Raw genomic sequence first — 12,826 nt, 5'->3', positions numbered from 1 at the left:
GAACTACGACCACGCGCCACGCCTTATGGAACCCACCGTCAATTCCTGCCGCGCTACTCAGCCGATCCGCTTGAACGTCAACGGCGACGAGTGCACCGTGCCGGCCGCGCCCGACACGGCGCTGCTGCACGTGCTGCGCAACGACCTGGCGCTGAACGGGCCGAAGTATGGCTGTGGCCTGGGCGAGTGCGGCGCGTGCACGGTATTGATCGACGGCGTGGCCGCGCGGTCGTGCGTGATCCCGGTGCGGGCCGCGCAGGGCAGGGCGGTGGTCACGCTGGAAGGCTTGGGCACACGTCAGCAACCGGGCACGACGCAGCAAGCATTTATCGATTGCCAGGCAGCGCAGTGCGGGTATTGCCTGAACGGCATGATCATGACGGTGGAAGCACTGCTGCGCCGCAATCCTGACCCCACGCAAGACGCGCTGCGCAGCGAACTGCATCACAACCTGTGCCGCTGCGGCACGCATGTGGAAATCATGCAGGCGGCGCTGCGGGCGGTTCAGTTGCGGGCGAAAAGTGTTGGTGTTGTGGGTGTTGCGGGTGTTGTGGGTGTTGCGGATGTCGCGGCTGTCGCGGCTGTCGCGGATGTTGCGGGCGGTGTTGACCTTGCGGATGGCGGACCCGCGCGATGAGCCAGGACGCGCTGGGGTCACCGCTGCATCACCTGGGCCTGCCCGCGGACCTGCTGCACGGCGTGGCCTTGCGTCCGCCTGCCGTGCTGTGGGATGGCGCGCGGTATCGCGGCAGCGTCTTGCAGAAGGCGCAGTGGGATCAGGCGCGCGCGCTGTCGGGCGTTGTGACGGTAGTTCGGCACACACACTTCGCGGGCGTCGTCGCCGTCTCGCCCGTTCATGCCAGGCAGGCGGCCATGGCCTTGGCGCCCGTATGGGAAGCGCCGGATTCAGTCCAGACGCCACGTGATGATGTCGCGGATTCGGACGAAATTCGTTATGGCCTGTGCCTGCCGTCCTTTGAAGCGCCAGCCGGTGCTCGGGCGACGGTATGGGCGCTGAACGGGCATGCCGGCGTGTGGCTGCCGCCATGCACGCCCGGCACGCAAGCTCAGATACGCCGCGAGCTGGCGGCGCTGCTGCAACAAGCGCAAGAGACGATCCGCGTCACGGTGCATGCCACGATCGACGAGGCGGTCTCCGAAGGCCACGACGCGGTGCATCCGCTGGACTTGATGGACGCCGCCGCCGACGCCGCGCTGCTGTCGCAAGCAGTGGGCCGGCCGGTGTGCGTGGCCTGCCGGTCGGGTGTTGCTGAAGAGTTGGTGCTGCGTCTGCCGGTCGATGATGCGACGTTCGACTCGGCGGGTTGGGACGCTGCTGCTTTGAACGCAGGTGCTTCGAATGCAGGTGCTTCGAATGAAGGTGCTTCGAATGCAGGTGCTTCGAATGCTGCTGCTTTGAATGCATGGGCTTCAAACGCCGACACCTCCAACGCCTCGGCCACCAACGCCACTACCTTCGCGCCGCAACCCGACTCGCGCGCCGCTGCCGGCGCCGCGTCGTTGCGGTCCGATGCACCCTGGGCGGTGCGCCCGAGCCTGGCGCGGCTGTTGAGCCAGCCCGCGCTGGCAGGCGCGTCGGCACAGGCGACGGTATGCGGCGCGTCGGTAACGTCACCCCGGCGCGCGCTGCCCCCGTTGCGCGCCAGTGTGGATGAATTGAACGCCGCGCAAGTCTTTGCGCAAGAAAGCCAATGGCATGAAGCCGCGCTAGCCCACGGCAAAGATCCCATCGCGTGGCGCGTGGAACACCTGCCCGAAGGCAAGGGCCGCGAGCTGGCGCGCCAAGTCGTGAGTCGCGCAAGATTAAACACCGGCGCCGGAGCAGGCGCAGACGCAGGCGAAGACGCAAACGCAAACGCAGGCGAAGACGCAGACGCAAACACCGACGCCGACGCCGACGCCGCCCCAGCGCCCAGCGCGGGCCTGCTGCATGGCACGGGCTTCGCCACCGCACAGGTGCAATGCGTGGATGACGACGGCGCCGCCCGCATGGTGTGGTGCGCCTGGGTGGCCGAGGTATCCGTGCGCGCCCAAACCGGTCAGGTCGAAGTCACCCGCGTGGTCGCCGGCCACGACAGCCAGCGCCTGCAACCGGCGCAAGGCGCGCCCGTTCACGCCCATATCGAACAGCAAACGCCATGGCTGCTGGATAACGCGCGCCGTCTGCTGGCGGGGCCGCCGGCGTTTGACGATTGGGTCAGCCCGTCATTCAAGGATGACGCGCCAGGCCGGGCCGTACGCCCCTACGAAGGGAGCGACGGCGCGATGCTGCCCCGCCCGGCGGGAGACGTCGCGGACGGCAACGTCACACAAGGTCGTCTGGCCATGGACGGCGTGGTCACCTTGCCCGCCGCCGCCGCCATCGCCAACGCCATCCATAACGCAACCGGCGTGCGCCTGCGGCAAGCGCCGTTCGACACCGAGGCGTTGCGCTTGGCGTTGCAAGACCATGGGCGATCAACGTGGGGCACGTCGGCGCGGGGTCGTCTGGCGCGAGCCGGCGTGTGGCTCGCGGCCGGCGTCGCCGGTCTGGCCGGCATGGTCGCCGCGCTGTGGCCCATCAAGCCTGCGTTGCCTTTAACGGCTGGCCCCGACGTTTCCCTGTATTCCATGCGGGCCATCGAACGGGGCCGCCTGGTCGCCGCTGCCGGGGATTGCATCGCCTGCCACACCGCGCCCGGTGGCCAAGCCAACGCGGGCGGTCTGGCGCTGGACACCCCCTTCGGCACGATCTATTCCACCAACATCACGCCCGACAACGACACCGGCATCGGCCGCTGGTCCTACCCCGCGTTCGAGCGCGCCATGCGCCAGGGCGTGCACCAGGACGGCCGTCAGCTGTATCCCGCGTTTCCCTACACGGCCTATGCCAAATTGAGCGAAGCGGACATGCAGGCGTTGTATGGCTACCTGATGTCGCAACCCGCCGTTAAGTCCGAGCCGCCGAAGACGCAGTTGGCCTTCCCCTTCAATATGCGCCCGCTCTTGGCCGGCTGGAATGCGCTGTTTCACGACGCCACGCCCTTCACGCCGGACCCGTCGCGCAGCGCGCAGTGGCTGCGTGGTGCGTATCTGGTCGAGGGCGTTGGCCACTGCGCCGCTTGTCATTCACCGCGCAACCGCCTGGGCGCGGAGAAGAAGGGCGTGCATTACCTGGCAGGGGGCGAGGCAGAAGGCTGGACCGCACCCGCCTTGAACCAACTGGCCAGCGGACCACGCGCCTGGTCGGGTGATGAACTATTCCAGTATCTGCGCACGGGCTATTCCCCCAGCCACGGCGTGGCGGCCGGGCCGATGGCGCCCGTGATCCACGGCTTGGCAGAATTGCCGGACAACGACCTCAAGGCGATCACCACATATTTGCTGGACTTACCGAAGCGGCAGGGCGACGGCAACGGCGAATATGCTGCGTCGGCGGCATCGGCTTCGGCATCGGCTTCGGCGTCGGCTTCGGCATCGGCTTCGGCATCGGCTTCTGCGACACCGTCGCCCTCGCCGTCGTTGCCCTCGCCATCGTCCAAGACCGAGACCGAGACCACGGCCGAGACCACAACCGACACCGCGGCTGCGCCCAAGACTTCCTCTGCGTCTGCCTCCGCCACCACGCCCGCCGCTGCAACGATCCAATCCCTGCAAGGCCGGCGCGCCAACGGTGAACGCATCTATCAGAACGCCTGCGCGGTCTGCCACGAGGCCGGAAGCGGGCCCACGCTGTTCGGCGCCAAGCCCTTGCTAAGCGCCAACACCAACCTGCACGCCGACACGCCCGACAACCTGATCCAGGTGATCTTGCACGGCATTCAGGAACCCGCCGACGACGCGCTGGGGTACATGCCGGGCTTCAAGGACAGTCTTGACGACAGGCAGGTCGCCGACCTGCTGGGCTATTTGCGGGAACGTTTTGCGCCGGACAAAGAGGCCTGGGCCGATCCCGGCACGACGATTAAACAGCTACGCAACCATGCGGAGCTGAATTAAGGAAAACGCGGCCATAACGCGTGCGGCTTTAGTGATGATCACATCAAGGGGTTTCATCTATGTCAGCTTCATTGGTATCCGTGGACAAGGCCATTCAGGTGGCCGGCGTCGGCAAGTTCCAGTATCGGCTCTTCGTGATATTTGGCCTGGTCTGGATGGCCGACGCCATGCAGGTGCTGTCCATCGGCTTTTCCGCGCCGTCCATCGCCAAGACCTTTGGCATCACCGTGCCCCAAGCGCTGCAAAGCGGCACGTTCTTCTTCATCGGCATGTTGATCGGGGCGTTCGTCTTCGGCCGGATGGCCGACCGCATCGGCCGGCGACCCGTCCTGATGATCGCGGTGGTCATCGACGCCTGCGCGGGCGTGGCTTCGGCCTTCGCGCCTGAGTTCACGTGGCTGCTGCTCCTGCGTTTCCTGACGGGCATCGGCGTGGGCGGCACGTTGCCGGTGGACTACACGATGATGGCCGAGTTCCTGCCCAGCGATCGCCGTGGCCGCTGGCTGGTGCTGCTGGAATCGTTCTGGGCCGTGGGCACCATCTTCCTGGCGCTGCTGGCGCTGGCGGCGGTGTCGTGGGGCGATGACGCCTGGCGCGTGATCTTCTTCGTTACGGGCCTGCCCGCACTGATCGGCGTGGTGCTGCGGTTCTACATCCCGGAATCGCCGATGTACCTGAACCGCAACGGCAAATCCGACCAGGCGCGCAAAGTGCTGGAACGCGTCGCGCGCGTCAACCAGCGCAACATCGAAGTGCCCGCGCTGCAACCGGAAACGCCCGTCAACAAATCCATGTTCGCCTTGTTCTCGCCCAGCTACCGCCGCCGCAGTATCGGGCTGCTTCTGGCATGGGCGCTGATCTCCATCGCGTACTACGGCGTCTTCGTGTACCTGCCCATCAAGCTCAGCACCGCCGGCTTTGCCTTCATGCGCGGCCAGGAATTCCTGGTGCTGCTGGCGTTGGTGCAATTGCCTGGTTTTGCGCTGTCTGCCTATGGCGTCGAACGCTGGGGCCGCAAGCCCACGCTGGTCGGCTTCCTGATTTTGAGCGCGGTAGGCTGCATGCTGTACAGCCTGGGCACCGACCCCGCCGTGGTGATCGGTTCCACCTTGCTGATGAGCTTTTCGCTGCTGGGCACGTGGGGCGCGCTATATGCGTTCACGCCCGAGGTCTACCCAACGGACTTGCGCGCCAGCGGCATGGGCATGGCGGGCGCGGTGGCGCGTTTTGGCGGGTTGTTCGCCCCGGCCATCATCGCGCCCATCATGACCAGCCACTTCACGCTGTCGCTAGTCGTGCTGTCCAGCATGTTGCTGGCGGGCGCCGTGTCGATCTGGTCGGTAGACGTGGAGTCGCGCAACCGCGCGCTGGATTGATGGTGGTGTAAATCGGGGGTGCCGCCGGCGTGAATAGCGCCGGCGTGCTGCCAGTAACGGCGACGAACAGCTCAGACCTGTTCGTCGCCGTTCAACATTTTGGTCAGCAGAAAATGCAGCGCCACGCGCTCGGCCGGGTTCAGATTGCCGTAGGTGCTTTCCGTGATCTGCTTGGCAAACGGTTCCATCTTTTGAACCAGCGCTTGCCCGACGGGCGTCAGGTTGATAACCACTTTGCGCCGGTCAACCGGGTCGTGATCCACCTGCACCAATTCGCGCTGCTTCAACCTGTCCACCACGCCGCGCACCGTAGCTTGGTCAATGACCGTCGCCTTGACCAGGTCCGCCAGTGAACTTGCAACGTTATCCCGCACCGAACACAGCACGACAAACTGCGCGGCGGTGAGCTGAGAGTCGGGGATGTAGTGCTGAAACAAAGCGGTGTGACGCTGATAGACACGCCGCAGCAGGTGACCTATCTGATCAGAAAACAAATAGCCTTCCGTGGTGGACGAGGACTTGCCTTTCATATTGCGCATAAGCCTATCCGAAGCAATGCATGGGTCATGATGATCTTTATCAACGGTGTGCAGATTGACGGTATGTCTAGTTTGCCAGCAGCGGCACGGTTTGCGGGTTGTAGGTACTGTATGCGCCGCCGCAGCTTGCATAAGGGGCCGCGCGTGCGGGTACGCCGGTGGCGCGTATGCCTAGTTTGTCTTTCGGCAAATGTACCTGCACAAAGCGTTCCACTTCGACCGTGCCGTCAGGCAGGAAATACAGCTGTAGACGCATCAGCGTGGATTCTCCGTCAACGGGTTCAGGATGTCGAAACGCGGGCGCGTGCAGCGTTGCGGTGTGCCAGGGGTGGGCGGCGTTGGCAGTGCTGCTGGGTTCAGGCGCTTCCGGCGTTTCCGGCGTTCCCGGAGTTCCCGGCGTTCCCGGCGCGCCAGTCGTTTGCCACCGCAGCGCCAGTGGCCGGCTAAGCATAATAAACGCCGCACCGATAGGCCGCGCAAAATCATGGCAGGCGGCCGGCAACGGCGCGAGGGAAACAAGCGCGCGGTCGCCGATATCCAGCGTCTGACCATTCACTTCAAGCCGAGCGATAGCGCTGCTGGTGTAATTGACCGCACTGAGCAACACCAGCCCGTGCTGCCCCTTTCGATCAAGACGCTGCTCAGTCATCCCCGCCAAACGGTTCAGCACAGGGGCAACCTCGACACGGTCGGGATAATGAAAATACAGATACCGCAACATCGATCTATCCGGCTTATTCAGCGCCGATGAAAAGCGCGCCACGTCCGGGTAAGCAAGACGCGTCAACGGCAACGATGCGGCGACAGCATCGCCCGACGCAGAAAGATATCTGTACTGCGCGATATCCTCGCGCAAGCGCGTGCCGTCATACGGAAAAGGCTGGGTCGCGGCCGGGCTGGGATATCGATTGAACACCATGAACTGCTGCGCTTCAGCGGCCGCAAACGGCATTCTTGGCCCTGCACCCGACGACGTGGTGGCGTAAGGCGTGGTGTCGATCCACAGATCTTTGCCGCTAAGGTTGACGTGCGTTTCGGCAATATAGGGATGCGCATCGCTAAAGCGCTCGCGTTTGGATTTTTCGAACGATTCGCTGGCCGGGTAAATCAGCATGGCGATCAGCGTCGGCAAGAACAGCCAGGCATGGACCCGGCCCGGCACACGGCCCCGATCGCGAGAAAGGTAGTAGAGCCAGACGATGATCAGCAGGATGGCCAGTGGCCCGCCCACCCAGATTGCGGCAGTAAGAAGGGCGACGATGCCCCAGCCCAGGTCGGGAGTTAACGCGGCGGTAAGGCCAAGGAATGCCAGCCACCCGGCCAGGGCAATCGAGATGATCAGGCCGAAGAGGTAATCCCGGTAGGGGGTGGTGGTCATTGGGAGGGGATGCGATTGTCTGAAGGTGATTGCCGCGCTGTTGAACGGGACTTTACCTGACAGCGGCTTGGGGCGCGGTGGACTTATAAAGCGCTTCAAAACCCCGTATGCCGAATTTGAGAGGCCCGACCTTATCTGCGTCGATGGTGTCTCCACCACGAGAATCTCACCGTTCCAGCAGTGCGATTCATGTTGCTGGCTTTCTAGGGCCAAGCGAGGAAGTCCGGCTGACGTAAACGGCCTGAGTACTGGTGGCAGCATAAAGCTCATGCGTAGGCACAGGCTGTCAAGGTGAACATCATCGGGCCTGTCTGCTAGACTCACCGCGACGTTAAACGACTTTGGAAGACTCTTGAATCCTAATGCCGTGAGTGCTGATCCTTGGGTAGCCGCAGCTCTCTGAGGTGGATCGGTGGGTGCGGGCCGGCGGTGCTGATGATGAGCCGGAAGACGGGGGCGAGCAAAAATGAATTTAGTGAAGAAAGGCATCGCATGAGCCTGGAAGGACAACTCCTCGACCAGAAGTCTTTGCGCGCGGTAACCGGCAAGACAGCAGACTGGAACGAAATCGCCAAGGATTGCGTTGCCTTTGCCAATGCGACTGGCGGTCGTCTGCTTCTGGGTATCGAGGATGGGCAGGACTCCCCGCCTGTTGGCCAACACATACCCGTGGATCTGGCCGACATATTGCGCCGCAAGTTGAGCGAGCGCACCGTCAACGTGACGGTGCTGCCGGATGTCGTCACCGCTCCGAATGGAGGCCAGTACATCGATCTGCGTATCCCGCGCGCCGTAGCCGTTGCGTCTACCACGGATGGTCGCTATTTCCTGCGTGTGGCTGACCAAAGCAAGCCGGTGACTGGCGACGATGTGATGCGTCTGGCTACCGAGCGTTCCGCGGTGCCGTGGGAAACGCAAACCACTCTGCATATTCCGCGCGTTGAGATCGATGCCGCCAAATGCGACAAGTTGCTGCAGGCCTTACGCGCTTCCGACCGGGTTAAGGCGTCAGTCAAGGAAAAGTCCGACGAAGAATTGATCGATCACTATCTTCTCGCGCAAGGACAGTCCCTTACCAACCTAGGCGTGCTCTGCCTTGGCCGTCAGCATCATCGTGCGCAACTGACGACGGCGCCGGTGATTCAGTTCATCAAGTACGACGAGCAAGGGCAGAAGGTAAACAAGCTCGTTTGGGATGATCACACGCAAAGCCCGATGGAGCTGATCGAAGCGGTCTGGGCGGAAGTGCCGGATTTCCGTGAGCGCTACGAACTGCCGGACGGCCTGTATCGTCAAAACGTGCCCGCCTTCGATGAAATTGTGGTGCGTGAGTTGCTAGTCAACGCGTTGGTGCACCGGCCCTATACCCAGCGCGGCGATATCTTCTTGATGCTGCACCCAGACCGATTGGAAGTGGTTAACCCTGGTCCGCTGCCTCTTGGCGTCACGCCGCAGAACGTGCTGCACACCACGGTGCGCCGCAACGAGCATTTAGCCCGTCTGTTCCATGACTTGAAACTGATGGAGCGCGAGGGAAGCGGCTTTGACAAAATTTTTGAGGTGCTGCTTTCACAAGGTCGTCCGATGCCGGAACTGATCGAAACACATGATCGCGTTCAGGTCACGGTCCGCCGCCGCATCCTGAAACCCGAGGTCATCGACTTTATCGCCCAGGCGGATCAAACCTATCAGCTCACGCAGCGTGAGCGTATTGCCTTGGGGCTACTGGCACAGTACGAAGCACTGACCGCTCGCGAACTGGTCACCAAATTAGAGCTGCCCTCGGTCGATGCCCTGCCGCCTTGGATCAAACGCTTGGTAGATTGGCAACTGGTGCAAAGCGCCGGACGCACCCAAGCGACACGCTACTTTATTGATCCGAAACTGCTTCGCAGCTTGCAATTTATTGGGGAAACCACCCTCAAACGCATCGAGCCACACCGTTTGGCTGCGCTGGTGCTGGAAGACCTGCAGCGCTATCCCAAATCAGCCATCAGCGACATCCACCAGCGTATCGGCGGCGAAATCCATCCGAAGCAAGTCAAGCGAGCTCTTGAGGATTTGATTGAACGCGGTGCGGTGCGTTTTGAGGGCAGCAATCGCTGGCGGCGATACTGGGCGATGTGATGCAGCCTATCGGACAATCCGCGGCCTATCAGTGATAGCCGGGCGATAGAGTCTGGGCGATACGCCGTTATTAGCCTATGAATCAGACATTTCTATCGTCCGTCGGGCAAAACGGGAACGAATGCGGGCACTTTACCGCAACGACCGATTTCCTTGGGTACAGACTTCACGCTTAAAACCACTCAGCCTTTCAAGCAGGGAGGTCGCCGTCACCTTCTATGATCCAGATCTTGGGTGGCGCCAGCACGCGGATCAAGAAAAACTTTTGAGCCTCCAGGAGCTTGGCGATTTATTTCGCTCTCCGCAGATCGAAGACTAGTCCCGCAGCGGCTTGAAGGAACGCAAGCTTACTAGCCATAGAGATCGAGATAACCAAGCCGAAGAGCTAGTGCCGGTAGGACCTAACCGACATTGCGCGTGGCGAAGGCGTCTGAAGGCGAGCACGGCGCCGTTGAAATTGGGCGTCGCCTAACCACGATTGCATGGAGGGCGCTCCAGCGCTACCACCCTTATCAAGTGCTGCGCGCGTTCCCCTCGTTCAACGGCCCCAACGCATCAACCTTCGCCGCAACAACCTGGCATGCCACCACCAGATCAGTGACGATCCGCTCATCCACATTCAAGTCGCCCTCGTACTCGCCAAGATTACGAATGTCATGGCATTTCGACAGAATGCGCCACACCTCCGGTCCGAGTCCAAGTGTGTGCGGCAATAGCTGAAAGACAAGATAGCGATTGGTGCAGCGATAGCCGCTCCGGCGTAACGCCGCCAAGCACAGCGCGTGGGCGGCGTTGTAGGCCAAGTCGAAGCGGCTCTCTATTGAAAGCGACACGTTGCAGGCGTCGCGCAACCTTGCGTGCCCCGAGCGTTTCAGGCCTTCAAATTCTTTGGTATCGGCAGGCTCAGCCTTCAGCGATTTTCCCGGGCCACTCAGCTTTTCAAGTGGGGAGGTCACCGTCGGCTCCTATGATCCAGATCTTGGGCTGCGCCAGCACTCGGGTCAGGAAAGACTCTTGCGCCTCTACGCGCTTCGTGAATTCCTTGCGCGTGAGGATGGTGGGGTTCACCGGCCGGCCGAGCTTGTTCCCCACATCTTCCAGCGCCGCAAACACATCGCCGTAGCTGATGTCGTCACTAAGCAGCATCAGATCAATATCGCTGCGGGCGGTGTCGGTATTTTTAGCAACCGAGCCGTAGACGAACGCCGCCATGATCTTTGAGGACAGAGGGGCAAGCGCCTCGCGTAGCGGTCCGGCCAAGCCGATGGTCTTCTGCACAATCGCGCATAGTTCCGCGAAGATGGGCGAGTCGGGATTGGCTTGGTAGTGCTTCTGATTGCCGACCGCCTTCACCGTGACCAAGCCGGCCTGCGTCAAGTTGGCCAACTCGCGTTGCACCGATCCGGATCCGCTGGCAACGAGGCCGATTATTTCCGTGGCATAGAAGCTGCGATCCGGTTGGCCGAAAAGCAACCCTAGCACGCGTTGTTTGGTGCCGGGGAAAAGCGCGTCAGCGAGACCGCTGTGCGCGAGGGGGGCTTCGATCGTTATACCCATATTGGGTGTGATTGTACCCAAATTGGGTATCTTTGGAAGTGGCCGTGCGCGCGAGTAGTTGAGCGTACGCCTTGTGTTGTCCAACCCCACGCGCATCAACGAAAAAAGCCTCTGCGTATGCAGAGGCTTTGGAATCTTCGGTAGCGCATTCTCGGCTCATCAAACGAACCTGCCGTTCACAACCACATCGCTCTACGCCATCAAGAGGCGGAACGTATGCGCAGTAAATGCTGAGAAATTTGCGTTGCGCGGGCAAGAAAAAAACCGGCGGATGTTTGAGAGCTTTCTGGTGCCCGGGGCCGGAATCGAACCGGCACGCCTTGCGGCGGGGGATTTTGAGTCCCCTGCGTCTACCAATTTCACCACCCGGGCAAGGGGGTCGCGAACACGTCCAGATGACGGCTGCGGGAGAACGAAGACAGCGATTATATGCGTACTTTCAAAAATTGTCAGGCGGCCTCAAATCCAGCCCCTGATCAAGGCCGGATCCGCCCGGCCATCCAGCCGAAAACGGACCCAGCCCTCAAGCACTATCTACTTCTTTTCCGGCAAGAACCAGTTCATGACCAAGGCGCAGATCCCGCCGGTGGCAACGCCCGATTCCAGCACGCTCTTCACCGCGTGCGGCAGGTGCGACAGAATTTCAGGCACTTGCGAGACGCCCAGCCCCAAGGCCAGCGACACCGCGATGATCAACAACGCACGGCGGTCCAGCTGAATTCCAGCCAGGATGTTGATGCCGGACGCGGCGACGGCGCCGAACATCACCATGGCGGCGCCGCCCAGGACGGGTTCGGGCACGGCTTGCAGCACGCCGGCCACACCGGGAAACAGGCCCAGCAGGATCAGCATGCCGGCGATCCATACGCCGACGTGGCGGCTGGCGATGCCGGTCAGCTGGATCACGCCGTTGTTCTGCGCAAAGACCGAGCTGGGGAAGGTGTTAAACACGCCGGCCAGGAGCGAATTCGCGCCGTTGACCAGCACGCCGCCCTTGATGCGCTGCATCCACAGCGGGCCTTCGACGGGCTGCTTGGACACCTTGCTGGTGGCGGTGACGTCGCCGATGGCTTCCAGCGACGTGACCAGGTAGATGATCAGCATCGGCACGAACAGCGCCCACGAGAAGCCCAGGCCGAAGTGCAGCGGCACGGGGATCTGGAACAGGGCGGCTTCGCGTGCGCCGGTGAAGTCCAGGCGGCCCATGGACGCGGCGGCGATGTAGCCGACTGCCAGTGCCAGCACCAGCGCCGTGCTGCGGATCCAGACGACCGGCACGCGGTTCAGCAGGATGATGGTGCCCAGCACCAAGCCGGACAGCGTCAAGTTTTCCGCGCTGGCGAAGGTGCCGTTGGCCATGGCGCCGAAACCTCCGCCCATGCTGATCAGGCCGACCTTTATCAAGGTCAGGCCAATCAACAGCACGACGATGCCGGTCACCAGCGGGGTGATCAGGCGTTTGACGAAGGGCAGGATGCGGCTGATGCCCATTTCCACGAACGAACCGGCGATGACCACGCCGAAGATCGCGGCCATCACGGCTTCGACCGGCGTGCCTTGCTTGACCATGACCGAGCCGCCCGCGATCAGCGGGCCGACGAAGTTGAAGCTGGTGCCCTGCACGATGAGCAAGCCGGCGCCCAGCGGGCCGAAGCGCTTGCACTGCACGTAAGTGGCGATGCCGGAGATGACCAGCGACATGGACACGATCAGCGTGGTGTCGCGGCTGCTGACGCCCAGCGCCTGGCAGATCAACAGGCCGGGGGTGACGATGGGAACCAGGATGGCCAGCAGGTGCTGCAACGCGGCGACGAAGGCGACGGGCGGCGCGGGGCGGTCGTCGGGGCCGT

9 protein-coding genes and 1 tRNA gene are annotated in these 12,826 nt (G+C 62.5%); 4 read left to right on the top strand and 6 right to left on the bottom strand.

Features of this window, described 5'->3' with window-relative positions:
• The first annotated feature begins 25 nt into the window (after positions 1 to 25).
• The 3 genes from YH64_RS26555 to YH64_RS26535 are packed head-to-tail and all read left to right on the top strand — an operon-like array spanning position 26 to position 5,375.
• A complete protein-coding gene (locus YH64_RS26555) occupies positions 26 to 637 on the top strand; it encodes a (2Fe-2S)-binding protein (protein WP_082134645.1) in 612 nt (203 codons plus the stop codon).
• A complete protein-coding gene (locus YH64_RS30665) occupies positions 634 to 3,999 on the top strand; it encodes a cytochrome c (RefSeq protein ID WP_255444761.1) in 3,366 nt (1,121 codons plus the stop codon). Before YH64_RS26555 ends, YH64_RS30665 begins: the two co-directional genes overlap by 4 nt.
• A 59-nt stretch (positions 4,000 to 4,058) precedes the next feature.
• The gene (locus tag YH64_RS26535; protein ID WP_046807253.1) at positions 4,059 to 5,375 is read left to right on the top strand and encodes an MFS transporter; all 1,317 of its coding nucleotides are present in this window, start codon (positions 4,059 to 4,061) and stop codon (positions 5,373 to 5,375) included.
• Between the two features lie 71 nt (positions 5,376 to 5,446).
• Here YH64_RS26535 and YH64_RS26530 read toward each other — a convergent pair whose 3' ends face one another.
• Positions 5,447 to 5,914: a MarR family winged helix-turn-helix transcriptional regulator gene (locus tag YH64_RS26530; RefSeq protein WP_046807254.1), complete on the bottom strand. Its 468-nt coding sequence runs from the start codon at positions 5,912 to 5,914 to the stop codon at positions 5,447 to 5,449.
• Positions 5,915 to 5,981: 67 nt separating this feature from the next.
• Entirely contained in the window at positions 5,982 to 7,292 is a 1,311-nt protein-coding gene (locus YH64_RS26525) for a hypothetical protein (protein ID WP_046807255.1), read from the bottom strand.
• Positions 7,293 to 7,784: 492 nt separating this feature from the next.
• On the opposite strand from YH64_RS26525, the gene YH64_RS26520 reads away from it, so the two are divergent.
• On the top strand, positions 7,785 to 9,419 hold the full coding sequence (locus YH64_RS26520) for an ATP-binding protein (RefSeq protein ID WP_046807256.1): 1,635 nt from the start codon (positions 7,785 to 7,787) through the stop codon (positions 9,417 to 9,419).
• Between the two features lie 512 nt (positions 9,420 to 9,931).
• Here YH64_RS26520 and YH64_RS26515 read toward each other — a convergent pair.
• From YH64_RS26515 to YH64_RS26500, 4 genes are all read right to left on the bottom strand, one after another.
• Entirely contained in the window at positions 9,932 to 10,375 is a 444-nt protein-coding gene (locus YH64_RS26515; protein WP_046807257.1) for a hypothetical protein, read from the bottom strand.
• Complete coding sequence (locus YH64_RS26510; protein WP_046807258.1) at positions 10,359 to 10,976, bottom strand: nucleotidyltransferase domain-containing protein; 618 nt, start codon at positions 10,974 to 10,976, stop codon at positions 10,359 to 10,361. The genes YH64_RS26515 and YH64_RS26510 overlap by 17 nt, the downstream gene beginning before the upstream one ends.
• 287 nt (positions 10,977 to 11,263) lie before the next feature.
• Positions 11,264 to 11,348 (bottom strand) — tRNA-Leu (locus YH64_RS26505).
• A gap of 162 nt (positions 11,349 to 11,510) precedes the next feature.
• Positions 11,511 to 12,826 (bottom strand): nucleobase:cation symporter-2 family protein (locus tag YH64_RS26500; RefSeq protein WP_143215553.1); only part of this gene is annotated, 1,316 nt, incomplete at its 5' end.

Source organism: Achromobacter sp. LC458 (genome assembly GCF_001005835.2).
In the GTDB taxonomy this organism is placed as follows: Bacteria; Pseudomonadota; Gammaproteobacteria; order Burkholderiales; family Burkholderiaceae_B; genus Achromobacter; species Achromobacter spanius_B.
This window is presented reverse-complemented; position numbering and strand designations above follow the sequence as displayed.